This is a genomic window from Shewanella sp. SG44-6 (assembly GCF_014164185.1).
GTDB classification, from domain to species: domain Bacteria; phylum Pseudomonadota; class Gammaproteobacteria; order Enterobacterales; family Shewanellaceae; genus Shewanella; species Shewanella vesiculosa.
In genome coordinates, this window is the sequence record NZ_JACJER010000013.1 from 39,297 (window position 1) to 58,844 (window position 19,548).

Below are 19,548 nucleotides of genomic sequence, written 5' to 3' on the forward strand. Positions count from 1 at the left end.
AGCATTAACACATTAACAATCAGTGTATAAATGCATAAAGTATCATGGTTTTTACAGCGTAACTGTATGCTGTATGGAAGCGGTTTATAATCGAAAGGATTGTATTGATGAAACGCGTTAAGATGCTAACAATATTAGCATTACTTGCATTTAACAGTATTTCAACTGTGATCGCTGAAGTCAGTCATATCAGTATTGATACCATTCCATTTGAAAGTGGCCAAACACCTAAATTAACCGTGAATGTTATAACCGATCACCATGATTTATCGCGGCTGACGTTTTACTTACGCCAAATTTATAAAGACAATATCGTGCTAGAAAAGCTCGATGTTGAGCGACGTGATAATGATGTTTTTGTATTAACAGGCACTGAAAAAGTTCGCGATCAAGATGCGGCATTAATTGTATCGGAATTTCGTAATGCTAAATGGCTGCAATATTCCCCTGTAGCTTTATTTTCTCAATCTGTTGCCCAGAGTAAACACCAGCCGGTAGCCATTAAAACGATGAAGTCGTCTGCGACATTATCGACATTAAAACCTACGCCAATAAGTCACCAGACCAGCGTTACACCCCAAGTCGCGACAACGCAAAAAAATCTGAGTGATTGCCAGATTAATCAGTTAGCGAGTGATACCTTATGGAAAATAGCGGTGCGCTATCGTAAGCAATGGAATTCAAATATCTACGGCGCAATGCTTGCCCTTTATGAAACCAATCCATCTGCATTCTACCAAGATAAAATTAGCCAATTAAAAGTCGGGAGCGCATTACGTTGCCCATCAGTAGAGATGCTATCGCGCTATCAAAATGTTGCTGCAGATAAAGTAACATTTGATAATGTAGTGGCCAGCCAAGGCGATAAGTCTCAACAAGTATCACCTTCAGATTTGCCTGTTACTGCATCCATGGAAACGCCGCAAGCAACACAGATCGATGATTCGCTTAATGCCGACAGTAAAGAGTTAGAGAGTAAGCAACTGCTGGCTGCCATTCATGAAACACAAACGCTGCCTCAGCCAATTCTGGTTAATGTTGAAACCAAGCTGACACTAGCCGAAACCGATCGGCAAAGTCCTGCACTGAATAAGTCCTGCTTACTTGATAAATTGCCTCAAGATACCTTATGGCGGGTTGCTGATCGTTATTACCGACAATGGCAAATCAGCGTATTTGGTGCGATGCTGGCGATTTATGATGCCAACCCTAATGCGTTTGCTAATCAGAAAATATACTTACTGATGTCTGATAGCCGTTTAAAGTGCCCATCTGAGGAGATTGTGCAGCAATATCAAAATTCATCTAATGCCCAAGCTACTTATGATGAGCTAGTGTTGTCGCACAAGTCTTCCTAGTACTGTGTAGAAATTCTACTTGTTTGTGTACCTGAGACCCTGTATTATTCCGCGCCTAAAACATATTGTTATTAACTGCATGTGGTGCTCAACTTCGGGTTGGGAGAGCGACATGGCCTTCAATCTAAGGTACTCCAAATGAAAACAGGTATACACCCAAATTACGCTGAAATTACTGCAACTTGTACTTGTGGTAACATCATCAAAGTGAACTCAACTGCAGGTAAAAACCTACACTTGGACGTATGTGGTGCATGTCACCCATTCTACACTGGTACTCAGAAAGTTGTTGATACTGGTGGTCGTATTGACAAGTTCAACAAGCGTTTCGGTATGCTTGGTAAAAAGTAATTGCATTGCAATTGACTTGAATAAGGCGCCTTCGGCGCCTTTTTTATTTTCTACAACTAGCATAATTCCATTTATTAACCTGAGTTATCCTAAAATAGTGTTGTGCTGAGGCGGAAACTAATTTTTTAGTAGTAAACAATGTAAAAAAGCATAAACAGCGCTTTATTGTTATTTAGACAAAATAAACTGCAAATATCGTCGTCTTTATCCGTTTATTATCGTAAATCTTGTTATTTTCCTACATTTTTAACTTATTGATTTATATATATTCATATTCAATTAGTTAGATTAATAAAACCTAGCCTCTATTCTTACTCACAACACCTCCTATCATTGAGTTTTTGATTTATATCGTTTCAGTATTAGCGTATTGTTATTAAAATTTTAGAGGGTTAGCAAGGTGCTAATTGATGGGCTCCTTACATCATCCTCTCCTTCATATATAGCGTATTTCAGGATGTATACAATGTCAGATATTCGTCAACAAGCTCTGGATTATCATGAATTTCCAGTACCAGGGAAAACGGCTATTTGCCTAACTAAACCTGCTCAATCAAGTCACGATCTTGCTTTAGCATACAGTCCCGGTGTTGCAGAGCCTGTTAGAGAGATTGCTTCTAATCCTGAAAATGCTTATCGATATACCAATAAAGGTAATACCGTTGCGGTTATTACCAACGGCACTGCTATTTTAGGGCTAGGGAATTTAGGTCCATTGGCGTCAAAACCTGTGATGGAAGGCAAATCATTACTATTTAAACGTTTTGCGAATATTGATTCGGTTGATATTGAAGTGAAACATCGCACCACTGAAGACTTTATCAATACTGTTGAGTCGATTGCCGATACGTTTGGTGGCATTAATTTAGAAGACATCAAAGCGCCTGAATGTTTTGAAATTGAACAAGAGCTGATTAAGCGCTGTAATATTCCGGTGTTTCATGATGATCAACATGGCACTGCTATTGTTACGGCTGCAGGTATGTTGAATGCCCTCGAAATTCAGGGCAAAAAAATTGACGATGCTATCTTTGTTTGTTTAGGTGCCGGTGCTGCTGCCATTGCGTGTATGACGATGATCGTTAAATGTGGTGCATTACGTGAAAATGTTTATATGCTCGACAGACAAGGCGTTATCCATACCCGCCGTGAAGATTTAAATGAATATAAAGCCTTATTTGCCAATAATACCGATAAACGCACTCTGCAGGATGTAATAAAAGATGCCGATGTATTTTTAGGGCTATCGGGGGCGGATTTATTAACCGCGGATGATATTGCGTTAATGGCACCTAATCCGGTGATTTTTGCCTGTTCAAATCCTGATCCTGAAATTAAACCTGAATTAGCTCATAACATTCGTAAAGACCTCATTATGGGCACGGGTCGAAGTGACTATCCAAATCAAGTCAATAACGTATTGTGCTTCCCATTTATCTTTAGAGGTGCACTTGATGTGCGCGCTGCGGTCATTAACGATGAGATGAAGTTAGCGGCTGTTTATGCTATCGCAAACCTCGCGAAAGAGCCGGTTCCAGTAGAGGTATTGGCTGCTTATCCCAATGTGTCATCGTTGAGCTTTGGTGCTCAATATGTGCTGCCAAAACCAATGGACCCAAGATTATTGCCGCTGGTTGCTCGAGCAGTATCGCAAGCTGCAATTGATTCTGGTGTGGCTAAAATCACCACATTACCGACAGAATATAAGGTATAAGCTGCTCGGGACTGGGTATCTGCTGCTCTGAGTCTAAATGAATTCATCACATGGTTAACGTAAGGGGCTTGGCCCCTTTTTTTAGCTATCATACCCGTATAAGTAAAAACGATTAGTGAACTTGTTGGCACAATGGTTATACTGGATGAAAATTAACTTGTTAATAAAATAAGTAAATCCAGCAGGATAGCGGATAAATGAAGCTTACCAAGATCCTTACCAAAAAACTGACTAGCTTTTGGCTGCTTTCATTGGCTGCGGTGGCCTTTGTTTTTTTACTGTGCGCGGTAATGGGTTTTACTCAGTTAACCTATACTTTTCAGCAGCAGAAGGTGGCTGAATTAGAGGCCATGTTAGTTGCTGACTATCAACAACATGGCAAAAAACAATTTTCTACTTGGTTACCCCCTTTACTGACTGCTTATAAGGCGGTTGATTTTTCCTTGTCGCATAACAGTCAATTAATTTATCAATTTCATCATGAGCAAGCCTCTGCATCTAAAAGCAGTTTAACTCTTTATAAAAGCTCGCTAAGTAAAGGGCAGTTACTCATGACGATGACTTTACCGCCACCATTTTCGTTACGTAATTTTGGCTGGCATGAGCTCGTTATTCTGCTTATTGGTTTTACTAGCATCGGTTTTTTTGTCCGCTTTGGCTACGGTTGGTATTCCAGAGAGCTAGATGGGATAGAGCAACTCGCCCAGCGCAGTAAGCTCATTCTCGATGGTCATTTAAAACAAGCTGCCGATGTACCTAATAACGGTAAGCCTCGAATGATTAATCGTGCCATCAGTAAATTACTTGCAGAACTCGATGATGCTCATAAAGAACGCGGCCGTTTAGATCAATTTATCCGTAAAGATACTTTTTTAGACAAACAAACCCAAATTGGTAATCCTATATTTTTTCAAAACCGTCTTGATGGATTAAGTCACCATCAAAAAATGGTTGCCCATGGTGTATTGATGCTCATTGAGTTTGATGATGTTGATTTAGTGGAAGACCAATACGGTGAAGGTGGCGTTAAGGCCATGCTTTCATTGACTACAGAAGCCATTACAGCGGTATTAATGCAATATGAAGACAGTATTTTTGCGCGGCGTAGCTACTCACAATTAGCCATTGTTGTACCACAGTTATCTTTGCTTGAAGCCGATCAGTTAGCGCAGCGAATACTCAAAACCTGCATCGCATTGCCTTTTTATGGCATTGGTAATCCTGATAATTTCTTTCATTTAGGATGTGCTTTTTTTAAAGCTGGCGATCTACAGTTACAGCTTGTTGAAGAAGCTGAGATGGCCCTCCGAGCGGCACAACTTCAACGAGTTAATAACTGGTTCATGTACGATAAAGGTGCACTCGATGAGCAAATCGCCAAAGGCTCTGTTCGATGGCGCAGTTTTATTGAAAATGCATTGGTATCAAAACGATTTTTCACCTTACAACAAGCCATTGTAGATAGTGATAATCAAATTATGCACTATGAGATTTTTAGTCGTGCCCGAGATTTACAGGGTAATGATGTGCGCGCCACTCTGTTTATTCCAATGGCTAATAAATGTGGATTGATGCCGCAGATTGAGCGACAAGTATTGGAACAAGTATTTTTTAGGCTAATGTCTGACAACACATCAAGCTACAGTATCAACTTGAGTCTTGATAGTTTGACCAGTAGAGCATTTGTTCGCTGGTTACAATCGACTTTATTAGAGCATCGACCCTTAGCCGCGCGACTGATTTTTGAGGTATCTGAAGACATTATTGTTAAAAATCAGGAAAATACCTCACTAGTTAAGACTCTGGATATGCTGAGGAAAATGGGCGCTAAATTGGCTGTAGATAATGTTGGTCAATCTGTTGTCGGGACTCACTATATTCAGGAGTACCATTTTGATTTAGTGAAATTACATCGCTCTATTGTACGCCGAGTCCATCAACGTTCCGAGAATCAATTATTCATCCGCAGCCTAATTGGCGGCCTTTATCGAGCCGAAGTGAAAGTGATTGCTGAAGGCGTTGAATGTTTCGAAGAATGGCAAACGTTAAAAATTCTCGGTGTAAGTGCTGCACAAGGCGAGTTTTTAGAGCAAAGATCTGAAGTTTAGGTGTTAAAATGCTATGTTTGCTGTAATTGATTGGCCTTATACCTTGTTTATCAAAAGATTACTCTCTATCTTAAACACATATACACTTTGTTAATATATGGCCTGGTTGTTAATTAGTTGTTGTTTTTGCGTTATTATAGCTTGATTTTTTATCGATGTGACTGGTGACACTGGCAATCAAGGCTAAGCAGATTGCCTTAACGTTAGATGCTTAAATAGTAGAGTCATCGTGTCGTTTTTTGATGACATGTCTCTAATACCAATTCTATGAATGAGTGATGTTACACACTTAATATGTTAGCGAATATGGGCAACGCAATGAACAATGGTTTTTTGAGTAAACTCGCCTTTTGGCAAACATCACAGTTGATGGGTAGTGTAGGCGTATTTATCGCCGATAATTCATTGTGGGCTTGTAAACTCCAACAAGGCCAATTAGCACCTGTTATTAGCCAGTTTTTAGTACCAAAAAATAATTGGTCTCAAGCCTTTGAAGCACTAAAAAGCCAGTTTGGTCGAGTTCGAGTGCAATTAGTGCTGTCACATCAGTATTATCAATTGTTACAAGCTGAAAAACCGAATGTTGAGCCAGATGAAGTGACTCAAGCGTTGATCTGGTCTGTGAAAGATATGGTGTCAGAACCTGTGGCCAATATCCATTTAGATTATTTTGAGTCTAGTTTTATTGTCAGTTCAAAAGTGAATGTCGTGGTCAGCAGTCGACAGTTTCTAGCTCAATTGGCCAGTGCTTGTGATGCCAATGGATTAGACATTGCCGGTATCAGCATTGAAGAGTTGGCATTAAGCCATGTTTTAGTTAACGACAATATGGCCCACATGCTGGTGGCTCATTTGCCTGAGCAAGAATTGTTGTTATTAATTGTTAAAGCTGGCGAAGTATTGATGCAACGTCGCGTCAGAGGCTTTAATCATCTGAATAAAGCAACTTTAGAAGAGTTGAAACATGGCTTAGCCGATAATCTCAGTTTGGAGATCCAACGGTCTATGGATTATTTTGAAAGCCAATTACGTCAGGCACCTGTGGGATCAATTAGCATATTGGCAGATGGTGACAATTCATCATTAGCTAATCTCGTTGGTGCTAACTTTAATCAAAAAGTGCTTGCTGTTGCCCACGACGGCGTATCGAACTTACTCGCTCAGTTAGCGTTACAGGAATTAACGCGAGGTGAAGTGTGATAAAAACCGCGGTTAATTTATATACCACTGATCTACTGCCTAAAAAACAAAAGCTAACCTTTGCAAGAATGATGTTGGCTTTGGGCTTATTCTCAGGATGCTGTGCACTACTTTATGCAATTGGTCTGTGGCATAGCCATGATTTGCAAACCTTAAGTGAGCAGGTAAGCAGAGAGAGAAATCGTTTAAATGATCAAAAGACTCAGCTAGAACTGCAAATCGCTGCTCGTCAGCCTGATGCGAACTTAGTTGCAAAGGTCGAGCTTGAACAACAGCGCTTAGATCTTAAAAAACTGTTAAAAGATGAGCTAAGCCAGCGCAATACTCTGATTAGTCAAGGTTACTCCCCAATGTTAACTGACTTGGCAGCAGTGGCGGATGCCAATGTATGGTTGAGCCATATTACCATTGAACAACAAGATACTGATGTTCAGCGCATTGAGTTTGAAGGTTATGGGCGTAATCCACAGAGCGTTCCACTGTGGATAGATAAACTAAAAACCACTTCAACGCTTAAGGGGTATGCGTTTTCAGCGATGACAATGGATCGCGGCGAAGCACAACCACTGGCGTTTAAATTAATCAGCCAGCCCATTGCTAAGGAGCTCGCACAATGAAGCAGCAATGGCTTGTATGGTCGTCAAAATTTAATGAGTTAAGTCAACGTGAGCGTACATTGATTATGTTCGCTTTATTTGTTGTGGTCGGCATGCTGTTGTTTATGCCATTAGAGTCGGTTTGGAAGCAGCAGCAAAGCTTGCAAACTCAGCTTAAAGGATTAGCACAAGAAAATTCAATTTCCTTACAACAAGTGGCTCTCTATGAAGAGCGTTTACAACTTGACCCTAATCAAGATTATCATCAACGGCTAAAGTTGATTACTGAACAAATGCAATTAATTGATGCTGATCTTACTGAGCAAATGGTTGATATGGTTCCTGCGGACTACATGCCAACAGTATTAGCTAACCTGCTGGGTAATGTTAAAGGTGTATCGCTGATTTCATTTGCTTCCATAGCGCCTAAAGCCTTATTAAAAGTGGGCGATGGCAGTAAAGTTAACCTTTACAGCCACGGTATTAAGCTGACGTTACAAGGCGACTACTTCGCGATTTTAGCGTTTATTAAAGCCGTTGAAAGTATGCCGGATAAATTGTACTGGAAACGTTTAGATTATCGTGTTGAATCTCATCCAGATGCGTTAGTTGAATTAGAACTTTACACACTGAGTGTGAATAAGGACTTTATCAGTGTTGCAAAACAAGATTAATGCCAAGGCGTATGCATCCTGCCTAATGATGCTATTAATGTCAGCGGCGAATGCACAAACATTACGTGATCCGACCCTACCGGGTCAGGGGTTTGTGGTTGCGATAACCAAAACCGATAATCAATCTTTAGTGTTAAACAGTATTGTCAGCGGCCAGAATACCTATGCGGTGATTAATAACATCATTCTGTCGGTGGGTGACACAGTTAGTGGCAGTGGCTTACGAGTATCAAAGATTAATAAAGACTACGTCACCTTGTCAGATGGACGAAAACTTCAACTATTTAAGTCGATAACAGAGCGATAGGATAAGAATAAAAATGAATGTGATTAAATACGTTACTCCTCTTATGTCGCTGTGCTTAGTTGCTTGTCAAACGACGGATAGACCTGATCCACAAACCGCAAAAGCAGCCTTGAATGAGTCAAGACAACAAGCTGAAGCGGGTCAAACTATTATGCCACCCCCAGCTGCAATGCCTGAAGATGTTCAGCGTGAGCTTAATGGCGATAATACATTGGGCCAAGCGGCGAGAGCCCTTCCTGCTGAGCGTCGTTTTGACGTGTCAGCAAACGAAGTTGATGCCAGAGTATTTTTCCCCAGCTTAGTCAAAGACACCCCATTAAGTGTGGCGGTTCATCCGGATGTGCAAGGCAACATTTCATTATCATTAAAAGCGGTCACCTTGGCAGAGGTTATTCAAGTCGTTGAAGATATTTACGGTTATGAAGTTAAGCGTGAAGGGCGTATTTTACGTGTTTATCCCGCGGGAATGAGAACCGAAACTTTTCCCTTAAATTATATCTATATGCAGCGTGAAGGTTTGTCATTAACCTCCGTTAGCTCAGGGCGCATTTCAGACCAAAATAATAATTCAAGCAATGGCAGTAATGGCAGTAACAATAGTAATAGCAGCAGTAACAGTAGTAATAGTTCAAATAGTAATAGTGGCAATGGTAATGCTAATAGCAGTGATAATACCAATGGTACTTTTATTCGCTCAACCACTAAGACGGATTTCTGGGGTGAATTACAAGCCACATTAATGTCTATCATGGGTGAAACCGGTGGCGGGCGACAAGTTGTAGTCACTCCTCAAGCCGGTCTGGTTACCGTTCGAGCTTTTCCTGATGAGTTGCGTCAAATTCGAAGTTTCTTACAAATAGCAGAAAGCCATCTACAGCGCCAAGTCATTTTAGAAGCAAAAATTATTGAAGTAACTTTATCGGATGGTTATCAGCAAGGGATCCAGTGGGAGAATGTCTTAGGTCACGCTGGTAATACCAACATTAACTTTAGTACTTCAGCAGGACAGGGGCTAAGTAATGCGATTACGTCTGCCATTGGCGGAGTAACATCGATTAATTTCACTGGAAGTGATTTTAGTTCCATCATTAATTTGCTCGATACTCAAGGTGATGTAGATGTGCTGTCAAGTCCTCGAGTCACCGCATCGAATAACCAAAAAGCAGTGATTAAAGTCGGTAATGATGAATACTTTGTCACGGACGTTTCATCCACCACAGTGGCAGGTACTACTCCGGTAACCACGCCACAAGTTGAACTCACGCCATTTTTCTCTGGTATTGCTTTGGATGTGACCCCGCAGATTGATGAAGATGGCAATGTCATACTGCATGTTCATCCTTCGGTGATTGATGTGACCTCACAAACCAAAGAAATTAAAATCAGCGATTCAACCTTGGAGTTGCCATTAGCGCAAAGTGAGATCCGCGAATCGGATACCGTTATCCGCGCAGCATCTGGTGATGTGGTCGTGATTGGCGGGTTAATGAAGAGTGAGAATATTGAAACTGTGTCTAAAGTGCCATTTTTAGGTGATATTCCTTTTCTGGGTGAAGCATTCACCAGCCGCAGTAAATCTAAAAAGAAAACTGAATTGATTATTATGTTAAAACCAACCGTGGTCGGTGGTGACACATGGAAGGACGAGTTAAAGCGCTCACAAGATTTGATTGAGCGTTGGTATCCTTCAAAGTAGTGAACGTTCACGTTTGGCTTAACATTAACAAGGGATAGCCGGTAATTATGTATTTGCAGCATTTTGGCTTAAGTCAGTTTCCCTTTACGCTGACCCCTAATACCAGTTTCTTTTTTGGGTTGGCGCCGCATGTGGAAGCGTTGCAAGTGCTGCAAACAGCATTAGAAACAGGTGAGGGTTTTATCAAGGTCACTGGAGAAGTGGGTACAGGTAAAACCCTAGTGTGTCGTAAATTGTTGAACGATTTACCCGCTCAATACCATTGTGCATATTTACCCAATCCTTATTTAAATCCTAAGGAGTTACGTTGGGCTGTGGCAGCTGAACTTGGTTTGTCTTTGCCAAATAAAGTCGATCAACAACAACTGACAAGACTTATCCATGAGCGTTTGTTAGCGTTAAATCATCAAGGATTTCATGTGGTATTGGTGTTGGATGAGGCGCAATCGTTACCGGATGAAAGTATTGAAGCATTACGGTTATTTACTAATTTAGAAACCGAAAATCGTAAGTTATTGCAAGTGGTGCTGTTTGGTCAGCCTGAATTAGATCAACGTTTAGCGCAACCTAAGTTTAGGCAGTTACGACAACGTATTACCTTTAGCTATGGTTTACGTCCGTTAACATGGGACGAAATACACGCTTATATTCGATATCGGCTAGCGATTGCGGGTTACCAAGGGCCAGAGTTATTTACTGCCGCGGATATTAAGCGTATTGCCAAAGCTGCTCGTGGCATTCCGCGTTTGGTGAATATTTTGGCACATAAAAGTTTATTGCTATGTTACGGTCAAGGTGAAAAAAAGGTCCGAACTCGGCATTGTTTGGCTGCGATAACCGATACGGAAGATATTAATTTACAACATAAAGTGAGTGTATCTCGGCTCAACATCTTGCTTGTTGTGCTCCTTGCTGCAGTGATGTTGGTTATTGGGTTAAATAGTGACAGTTGTTGTGGTGAATGGGTGACACAAATAAGTGAGATTAAATGAGCGTTATTATCAATATGCTGAAAGATTTAGAACAGCGTCAGCAGCCTGAAACCGATAATCCTTCGACACAAGCTGTGGGTGAATTTGTGCGTCCTCAAATTCAATATCAAACAGTTGCTAAATCACGTTCACCGCTTATTAGTCTCATTGTTGTTGCAGTACTATTGATACCTACTTTGTGGTTTGGTGTGTCAATGTATCGCCAAGCTAATATGCAAATCGCAAATCAACCTAAAGCAATCAGTGACGCTGCTAGCACAGACACTGAATCGTTAACGCTAAGCCAAGCACTTAATCATAACGACCTTGTGACTGAACCCTCTGAGTTATCCTTAAATGCCAGTTCGACAATGACGCCTAAATCTATTGAAGCGTCAAAGCAGCCCGTCAGCGCCGATAGAACTCAAGACAATATGCCTGTTACAAATGAAACATCCTTAACCAATTTGACTCAAGTGGACATAGCATCAAAGGGTGACGCTGAGCAGATTGATACGTCTTCACCCTCGGCACAACAAGCTAGCGAGCGAGAGCCTGAAACGGTCAATAGTCACACCGTAGTCGCCGCCACAGTTGCTAGCAAAACAGCAGCCGATAAGGTCAGTGTATCCAGCGCGAATCAGCCGATATCTGATCAAATTGCACCCAATAACACGACACTGATCAATCCGGTATCGAATAATAATGAGAGCGCTAAAGCCATCACTGCAAAGCAATCATCTGGCTCGTCTGAAGCCGCTGTTGTTGAGAAAAAACCTGCGCAGATGTCGGTAAAAGAGGTCGTTATTAGTAAGGCACAAATGGCACAGTTGCAATACCGTAAAGGAATGGATGCCGAGCAGGCACGGCGACTTGATGATGCCGCCGGTTACTATTTAGAAGCGATCATTTTACAACCGAACTTACACAAAGCGCGTATCCAATTGGTTGAAATTTATTATGCGCAAAATAATATGACTACTGCGATGGGATTACTCGAAAGTGGCATCAGTATGTTTCCGCAACAATGGGAGTTTTATGTGATTTTGTCGCGGATTCAAACCGAAATTAAAGCTTATGATGCTGCATTAGCGACATTAGCGATGATCCCCGATAATTCAACGTGGGCTCGAGATAAATGGATAGCGCAAACCGATTTGGCCCAAACGTCGAAGAACTTTACCCTAGCTGAAGCGGCTTATCGTAACCTATTGGTATCCGAATCGACTCAATCTCGCTGGTGGATGGGGTTAGCTTATGCGCTCGACTCACAAACAAAATACTCACAAGCCGCTCAGGCTTATCGTTCAGCATTAAGCTATGAAGGGTTATCGACTTCAGCCATGACATTTATTGAAAAGCGTTTAGATCAGCTAGGAGAAAACCGATGAAGCCTAAGTTAAAGATGCGGTTAGGAGATCTTCTTGTTCAAGAGCTGATTATTACTGATGTACAGCTACAACAAGCATTAGCGGAGCAGCGCAATTCAGGTAAAAAGCTTGGTCGTACACTGATTGATTTAAACAGTATTACTGAAGATCAGTTACTTAAGTTTTTATCTCAACAACTTAATTTACCGTATTTGGATATTAGTCGTCGCCCAATTGCTGCCGATGTGGTCAATATTCTTCCTGAAGTACAAGCTAGGCGTTATCGTGCCTTAGTGGTAGAAAGTCATGCTGATCATGTGTTAGTGGCCATGAGCGATCCAGCCGACTTACAGGCTATCGATAATATTGAAGTGTTGGTTGCGCCTAAACAGTTAATGATTGCCGTAGCACCAGAACAACAATTACTCGATGCATTTGATAACCTCTACCGTCGCACCGGACAAATCGCCGAAATAGCCGGTAAGCTCGATGAAGAATATGCCGCTGATGACATGTTCGATTTGGCTAATTTAACCCAAAGTGATAGTGATAACGAAACCACAGTGGTCAAGTTATTACAGTCTATTTTCGAAGATGCGGTGCAAATGCGTGCGTCAGATATTCACATTGAACCCGGCGATAAAGTCTTGCGCATCCGCCAACGTATTGATGGTCAATTGCATGAAAACACCCTAAGCGAGGTTAATATTTCATCGGCCCTGGTATTACGGCTGAAACTGATGGCTGGGTTAGATATTTCAGAGAAACGTATGCCACAAGATGGTCGTTTTCATATGGAAATCAAAGGTCATAAAATCGACGTGCGGATGTCGACCATGCCAATTTATCACGGCGAATCTGTGGTGATGCGTTTATTAGATCAGACGACTGGACTGCGCACATTAGATGAAACTGGCATGCCACCGCATATTGTGGCTCGAATTCGTAAACAGATTAAACGCCCTCACGGTATGTTGTTAGTGACCGGGCCAACGGGTAGCGGTAAAACCACCACTTTATACGGTATTTTAAGTGAGCTTAATACGGCTGACAGAAAGATTATCACCGTAGAAGATCCGGTGGAATATCAATTACCACGCATTAACCAAGTTCAAGTTAACCATAAGATTGGTTTAAATTTTTCCAATGTGCTGCGTACCACTCTTCGCCAAGATCCCGACATTATCATGGTTGGCGAAATGCGTGACCAAGAAACCGTTGAAATTGGTCTTCGAGGCGCATTAACCGGTCACTTTGTATTGTCGACCTTGCATACCAATGACGCGGTGACCAGTGCGTTACGATTACTCGATATGGGCGCGGCCAGCTATTTGGTGGCGAGTGCACTGCGCGTTATTATTGCTCAGCGTCTTGTTAGGCGTGTTTGTCATAATTGCGCCATTGATTATCAGCCTTCAGCCGCTGAGCGCAGTTGGCTTAGTAGTGTGACTAAAAAAGATATTAGCAGCGCGACATTTAAAGTCGGCCGTGGTTGTCAAACCTGTAATGGTTCGGGGTATCGTGGCCGAATCGGTATTTTTGAAATACTTGAGCTTGATGAAAACATGATTGACGCCATGCGTACTGGTAATCCTCAAGATTTTGCTCGTGCAGCGCTGCGCAGTCCTAATTTTATCCCACTGGCACATTCTGCGATGGAGTATTTATTCCTTGGTACGACAACACTCGAAGAAGTATCAAAACTGGTTGAAGATGTTAGTGAGTCGACAGTGCCGTTGTCGGAAGATTTGGTTAGTCAACAAGATATTGGGTTGTAACAATGCCAATATATCAATATCGAGGTCGTAACTCACAAGGGCTGGCTGTTAGTGCACAGCTTGAATCTGCTAATGAAAGTGCCGCTGCCGACGCTTTACTTTCTCGTGGAATTATTCCACTGGAATTACGTGAAGTAAAAAATAAGCAATCATTTTCAATGAGCTTATTTCGCAGTAAAGTGTCATTAGAAGAGTTACAAATTTTTAGTCGACAAATGTACTCTTTAACTCGTTCAGGTATTCCCATTTTAAGAGCTATTGCTGGTTTATCTGAAACCACTCATTCCGATCGAATGAAAACAGCCTTAGATGATATTTCAGTTCAGCTCACTTCAGGTCGACCACTGTCTTCGGCAATGAACCTTCATCCAGACATATTTGATTCATTGTTTGTGTCGATGATCCATGTTGGTGAAAATACCGGTAAGTTAGAAGATGCCTTTATCCAGTTATCTGGCTATATCGAGCGTGAGCAAGAAACACGTCGACGGATTAAAGCGGCAATGCGTTATCCCATGTTTGTGTTGATCGCCATTACCATCGCAATGATTATTCTCAATATTATGGTTATCCCTAAATTTGCCGATATGTTCTCTCGTTTCGGCGCAGAGTTGCCATGGGCAACAAAAATATTAATTGCTACGTCTAATCTGTTTGTTAATTTCTGGCCTCATATGATAGTGCTGTTAATTGCTGTGGTAGTGGCAATTCGGTATTGGCATCATTCCGAAAAGGGTGAGAAGCAATGGGATTTATGGAAACTGCATATTCCTGTGGTGGGTTCTATTATTGAGCGCTCAACGTTATCGCGTTATTGTCGCTGTTTTTCGATGATGCTCAGTGCTGGTGTGCCTATGACTCAAGCATTAAGTTTGGTTGCTGATGCGGTCGATAATGCTTATATGCATGATAAAATTGTCTCGATGCGCCATGGTATTGAATCAGGCGAGTCAATGCTCAGAGTATCTAATAGCAGTCAATTATTCACTCCGTTAGTATTGCAAATGGTGGCGGTTGGCGAAGAGACGGGGCAAATCGATCAACTATTAAATGACGCTGCTGATTTTTATGAAGGTGAGGTCGATTATGATTTAAAAAATCTGACGGCTAAATTAGAGCCTATTCTTATTGCGTTTGTCGCTGGCATTGTCTTGATACTGGCACTGGGTATTTATCTGCCTATGTGGGATATGCTTAATGTGGTCAAAGGCGGTTAGCATATAATGCAAGTTATTCATTGGGTACTGGCATGTTGAGCCAACAAAAAGCAGATGATGACCTGATTAAAGTGTATGGGCGAGTCATTGCTATTGTGGTGGTGTTAGTACTGTTGAGCATTGTTGGCATACGTTCTTTTAATTCCACCTCCAATATCGGTGGCCGTGGTTTAGAGTTTGAACATAATCGTTTTTTAAATGTCTTAGCTATGGTGCGCAGTCAATGGTTAGCTTCTGGCAGGCCACACCGGATGCAATTATCTTGGCATAACAAGGTGCCTAATGTGACACCAAGTAAGGTCGCAGATGACAATCTTGATTCAGACTCACAAGCTAACACTATCAGAAATGATAAGATTAACGACGATTTTGATGCCGATTTAGTCGGTACCGATAACTGGGTGTCTTTATCTAACCAAGGTTGGCCAATTATTGATACCAATGATGTACAAGGTTGTGCACAGTTGTGGGCGCAGTTATTGGCCAATAATGTTCAAGAGCTCAATATTGCGGTAGATTATCAGTCTGATGATCATGTGTGTCGCTATTATTCAAATAACAAAGCCAGTTTGAGTTATCAGCTCCAGACGGGCAGAGTCATTTTTTTGATGAGTGACAGATAAAATTTGTATCATCCATGTTAAAATTTAAATAAGCTGCTAATATCAGTGAAGTTATCGCTGAACCAGTATGTTTCCCTGTTGTAGGCACTATAGAGAAGAGTAAGATATTATGAAATTGAAACAACAAGGTTTTTCATTGATCGAGTTGGTCATTGTTATTGTTATTCTCGGTTTATTGGCTGCAACGGCAATTCCGCGTTTTTTGAATGTCACCGATGATGCTGAAGACGCCAGTGTCGATGGCGTTGCTGGTGGTTTAGCCACCGCAGTGAGTTTTGTGCGTGCACAATGGGAAGTTGATGGTCGCCGGAATAGTAATGTGATTTTAGACGGGACGAATGTGTCGTTAGATACGCGGTTTGGTTTTCCTACCGGGACCACCAACACCGATGCAACAGCCATGACAAATGAAACATGTCAGGAAGTATTTAATGCAGTGTTACAAAACGCACCTAGAAATGTGCTTTTTAACCAAGATGCTCGTCAACAACGTTACACCGTAAGAATGCAAAACGGTGTCGGTGGTTCATCTACGAGTATTGATGGCCAAATCGTTGCAGGGCTTGATTTGTGCGTTTATCATCAAGTTGCGACGTTAGCGCTTAATCAAACATCGGGAGTCGCAACACCCACTCCAGATTTAGATACCGTCGGTGCAAACGGAATTACATACAATGCCGGTACGGGTCAGGTCGTATCATTTACTAACAACTAATTTGATTTACTTATTTATTTTCTATAGAGGTTATTTAATATGCAAAAACAACAAGGTTTTACATTAATCGAATTAGTGGTTGTGATCATTATTCTCGGTATTTTAGCGGTAACAGCAGCGCCTAAGTTTATCAATCTTCAAGGTGATGCTCGTGTGTCTGCGTTACAAGGTTTAAAAGCGGCAATTCAAGGTGCAAACACCTTAGTTTATTCAAAAGCAGCATTAGCTGGTAAAGAACAAGCGACTGGGGCCACAGTGACTTTAACTGGCTCCTCAACGGCTACTCCAGCGACTAATATTGATGTAACAACTGATTATGGTTATTTGACCACTGCACTAGTTAATTTTCAAAATGCAATTGATTTAAGCGTTTCTGCTGGAACAGATCCTAACGCGACTGGCATTACTACTGATTGGGTTTTTGATGTTGCAACTGGGAAATTTTGGCAAGCAGGTGCACCATCAACTTGTACTTTCACTTATACCTCAGCTACAGCAACGGCTCTTCCTTCGTACAGTCCAATGCCTGCAGCATCAGATTGTTAATGAGTGTTAAGAGAGAAAACCTGCTTAGGCAGGTTTTTTTTTGAATATTTTGAGTTAAAAAAGAGATTAATTGACTCACTTGGTTTTTCTGTAAAACGGTACAAGGTAATAAATAAACAGACAGTATTGGCTGTATTTGCCATACTAGATAAACTAGTATAAGTCTATGACACTACTACGGTTTAATGCTGTTAGGTGTCGAAGTGTTCAACGGATACAATGAGGACATCACTCTGTGAGTCAACAACGCAACATTCAGCTAGGGTTTACCTTGGTTGAATTGGTTACCACCATGATTGTGATTGGTATTATTGCCGTGACTGTGTTGCCACGTCTGTTGTCTGACTCTTCTTATAGCGCCTACAGTTTACGTAATGAATTTATCAGTGAATTACGTCAAGTCCAGCTTAAAGCAATGCAAAATACCGATCAGTGTTATCAAATTGATGTGACAGCAAGCGGATATACTTTGCGCCATTTTAGCGGAAGAACCGCTAGCTTATGCACAAACCAAGTTCGTATAGAGCAATCACAAACCTTCAGCGGTGGTGCCTATATCGCGTTAGCCAGTAATGCGAGTCAGGCTTTTTCAATCACCTTTGACGAGCAGGGCCGTATAGTATCACCAGCGTGTTCAGGTAATTGCTTTAATGCTGTTGCAGATGAAACCTTAGCTATTGCGGTTGAATCAGAGGGGTATATTTATGCTCAGTAAGTCGCAATTGTGTCAACATGATCATCATCAACAACGCTTGCCACTATCTCGACGTCAGCGTGGCTTTACCCTGATTGAACTCGTTATCGGTATGATAGTGATTGGCATCGCGATTGTAATGATCACTAGCATGTTGTTCCCTCAAGCAGATAGAGCTGCGATGACATTACAAAGAGTGCGCTCCGCTGAGTTGGCGCATTCGGTTATTAATGAGATTTGGGGCAAGCGTTATGATCAAAAGACCAATCCCAATGGTGGTGTTCCGGCGTGCAATGCTCCTACTGGGGAAGTTTGTACCGCGGCCAGTTCCCTAGGTCCTGATGGTGAAGACCGCGATGATTTCAACGATGTTGATGATTATGATGGGTTAGATCAAACACAAAACATGCTCAACTCAAGCCAAACCTATGCCCAAGCTTATCCCAATTATCGCTTGAACGTGTCAGTAGCCTATCTTGACTCGTCAACGCAGGCGCAAAAATTAATTACTGTAGACGTTACAACCCCTGCTGGTGAAGTGATCACTTACCAAGCGGTAAGGAGTAACTACTAATGCAGCAGTATCGCCATCCAAAAATAGCGGGATTTACCTTAATTGAAATGGTTACGGTTATTTTAATTTTAGGGATTATTGTGGTTGGAATAAGCAGTTTTGTTGTTTTTGGTACTCGCATTTTTGTTGAATCAAGCGCAGTTGATCAGGTACTCAGTCAAAGCCGTTTTGGCATTGAACGGATGACCCGCGATATTCGCCGCGCAGTGCCCAATAGTATGCGAGTGCTAACAGCGACTGATGGCAGTTATCAATGCCTGGAATTATTACCTATTAGTGCCAGTACATCGTATATTGATGCGCCGTTTTTCCCGCAATCAGTGCAAAATACGTTAACCGCGATTAAAAGTGTTCGTTCAATTAATGCTGCTCAATCAGTGCTGATTTACCCTTTAACCGCTAGCGAGGTTTATAATGCTCAAGGATTAACAGCAAAGCGTTTTCTGGTGCAAAGTGTGGCTGAAAGCGGAGATCTCCTGACGATTACCTTAACCCAAAGTATTCGCTTTACCGAAGCGTCGCCATTAAAACGCTTGTATGTTGCCCAGAGCCCACTCAGTTACTGTTTTATTAACACCGCGGGTAATGTTGATTTACGCTTATACCAACAATATGGCTATAAGGCTGTGCAGCCCTCTCCAGCGGATATGGGGAATGGCGTCTTGATGGCACAAAATATTACTAATACTTTAACCATTAATCCGGCAATCATTTTAACGCCAGCAACATTAGTGACTAATGCTATAGTGCATTTACAGCCTAGATTTAGGGTGAATGGCGAAACATTTCAATATCAACATCAAGTGCAGGTGATGAATGTACCCTAAACTGAAATTGCCGCAATATTCTCAACAAGGCAGTGCATTAATCATTGGTATTTTTGTGCTGACAGTGATGTTTTTGCTGGCGGCGAGTTTAATCCGCATTGTTAGCGATGCCGATGAGTCGGTTAATATGGAAGTCTGGGGGACTCGAGCTTTATTTAGTGCCAATAGTGGCGCTGATGCGGCTCTGTCTCAGTTGTTCCCCCTTAGTGGTGTTAATGGAAGTTGTAGC

The 19,548-nt window shown here is 41.7% G+C and carries 19 protein-coding genes and 1 pseudogene; all 20 read left to right on the forward strand.

What is annotated here, in order from left to right; translation table 11 throughout:
• Positions 1–107 precede the first annotated feature (107 nt).
• On the forward strand, positions 108–1,358 hold the full coding sequence (locus H5185_RS04165) for a FimV/HubP family polar landmark protein (RefSeq protein WP_182741425.1): 1,251 nt from the start codon (positions 108–110) through the stop codon (positions 1,356–1,358).
• Between the two features lie 138 nt (positions 1,359–1,496).
• On the forward strand, positions 1,497–1,709 hold the full coding sequence (gene rpmE / locus H5185_RS04170) for a 50S ribosomal protein L31 (protein WP_011639173.1): 213 nt from the start codon (positions 1,497–1,499) through the stop codon (positions 1,707–1,709).
• A gap of 466 nt (positions 1,710–2,175) precedes the next feature.
• The gene (locus tag H5185_RS04175; protein ID WP_182741426.1) at positions 2,176–3,423 is read left to right on the forward strand and encodes a malic enzyme-like NAD(P)-binding protein; all 1,248 of its coding nucleotides are present in this window, start codon (positions 2,176–2,178) and stop codon (positions 3,421–3,423) included.
• Between the two features lie 197 nt (positions 3,424–3,620).
• On the forward strand, positions 3,621–5,531 hold the full coding sequence (gene csrD / locus H5185_RS04180; RefSeq protein ID WP_182741427.1) for an RNase E specificity factor CsrD: 1,911 nt from the start codon (positions 3,621–3,623) through the stop codon (positions 5,529–5,531).
• Between the two features lie 318 nt (positions 5,532–5,849).
• Entirely contained in the window at positions 5,850–6,731 is an 882-nt protein-coding gene (locus H5185_RS04185) for a biogenesis protein MshI (protein ID WP_259396155.1), read from the forward strand.
• Entirely contained in the window at positions 6,728–7,348 is a 621-nt protein-coding gene (locus H5185_RS04190; protein WP_182741429.1) for a fimbrial assembly protein, read from the forward strand. Before H5185_RS04185 ends, H5185_RS04190 begins: the two co-directional genes overlap by 4 nt.
• Positions 7,345–8,001 carry an MSHA biogenesis protein MshJ gene (locus H5185_RS04195; protein ID WP_182741430.1) on the forward strand — a complete coding sequence of 219 codons (657 nt, stop codon included), beginning with the start codon at positions 7,345–7,347 and terminating at the stop codon, positions 7,999–8,001. The genes H5185_RS04190 and H5185_RS04195 overlap by 4 nt, the downstream gene beginning before the upstream one ends.
• Entirely contained in the window at positions 7,982–8,308 is a 327-nt protein-coding gene (locus tag H5185_RS04200; RefSeq protein ID WP_404948441.1) for an MSHA biogenesis protein MshK, read from the forward strand. Before H5185_RS04195 ends, H5185_RS04200 begins: the two co-directional genes overlap by 20 nt.
• 13 nt (positions 8,309–8,321) lie before the next feature.
• Positions 8,322–10,004 (forward strand): pilus (MSHA type) biogenesis protein MshL, encoded by a 1,683-nt coding sequence (gene mshL, locus H5185_RS04205; protein WP_124015326.1) that lies wholly within the window; start codon positions 8,322–8,324, stop codon positions 10,002–10,004.
• A gap of 47 nt (positions 10,005–10,051) precedes the next feature.
• A complete protein-coding gene (locus H5185_RS04210) occupies positions 10,052–10,996 on the forward strand; it encodes an ExeA family protein (RefSeq protein WP_182741431.1) in 945 nt (314 codons plus the stop codon).
• Positions 10,993–12,366: a lipopolysaccharide assembly protein LapB gene (locus H5185_RS04215; protein WP_182741432.1), complete on the forward strand. Its 1,374-nt coding sequence runs from the start codon at positions 10,993–10,995 to the stop codon at positions 12,364–12,366. Before H5185_RS04210 ends, H5185_RS04215 begins: the two co-directional genes overlap by 4 nt.
• Complete coding sequence (locus H5185_RS04220; RefSeq protein ID WP_182741433.1) at positions 12,363–14,123, forward strand: GspE/PulE family protein; 1,761 nt, start codon at positions 12,363–12,365, stop codon at positions 14,121–14,123. The genes H5185_RS04215 and H5185_RS04220 overlap by 4 nt, the downstream gene beginning before the upstream one ends.
• 2 nt (positions 14,124–14,125) lie before the next feature.
• Entirely contained in the window at positions 14,126–15,340 is a 1,215-nt protein-coding gene (locus H5185_RS04225) for a type II secretion system F family protein (RefSeq protein ID WP_182741434.1), read from the forward strand.
• A gap of 32 nt (positions 15,341–15,372) precedes the next feature.
• On the forward strand, positions 15,373–15,963 hold the full coding sequence (locus H5185_RS04230; RefSeq protein ID WP_182741435.1) for a hypothetical protein: 591 nt from the start codon (positions 15,373–15,375) through the stop codon (positions 15,961–15,963).
• Positions 15,964–16,072: 109 nt separating this feature from the next.
• Positions 16,073–16,678, forward strand: coding sequence for a prepilin-type N-terminal cleavage/methylation domain-containing protein (locus tag H5185_RS04235; RefSeq protein WP_182741436.1), 606 nt, complete (start codon positions 16,073–16,075; stop codon positions 16,676–16,678).
• A 39-nt stretch (positions 16,679–16,717) separates the two neighbouring features.
• Positions 16,718–17,224, forward strand: coding sequence for a prepilin-type N-terminal cleavage/methylation domain-containing protein (locus H5185_RS04240; RefSeq protein ID WP_182741437.1), 507 nt, complete (start codon positions 16,718–16,720; stop codon positions 17,222–17,224).
• Positions 17,225–17,459: 235 nt separating this feature from the next.
• Positions 17,460–17,939, forward strand: coding sequence for a Tfp pilus assembly protein FimT/FimU (locus H5185_RS04245; protein ID WP_182741438.1), 480 nt, complete (start codon positions 17,460–17,462; stop codon positions 17,937–17,939).
• Positions 17,929–18,492 carry a type II secretion system protein gene (locus tag H5185_RS04250; protein WP_404948442.1) on the forward strand — a complete coding sequence of 188 codons (564 nt, stop codon included), beginning with the start codon at positions 17,929–17,931 and terminating at the stop codon, positions 18,490–18,492. Before H5185_RS04245 ends, H5185_RS04250 begins: the two co-directional genes overlap by 11 nt.
• Entirely contained in the window at positions 18,492–19,319 is an 828-nt protein-coding gene (locus H5185_RS04255) for a PilW family protein (protein ID WP_182741440.1), read from the forward strand. Before H5185_RS04250 ends, H5185_RS04255 begins: the two co-directional genes overlap by 1 nt.
• Positions 19,309–19,548 (forward strand): annotated as a pseudogene (locus H5185_RS04260) (MSHA biogenesis protein MshP); the annotation flags it as partial. The gene H5185_RS04255 and the pseudogene H5185_RS04260, both read left to right, overlap by 11 nt.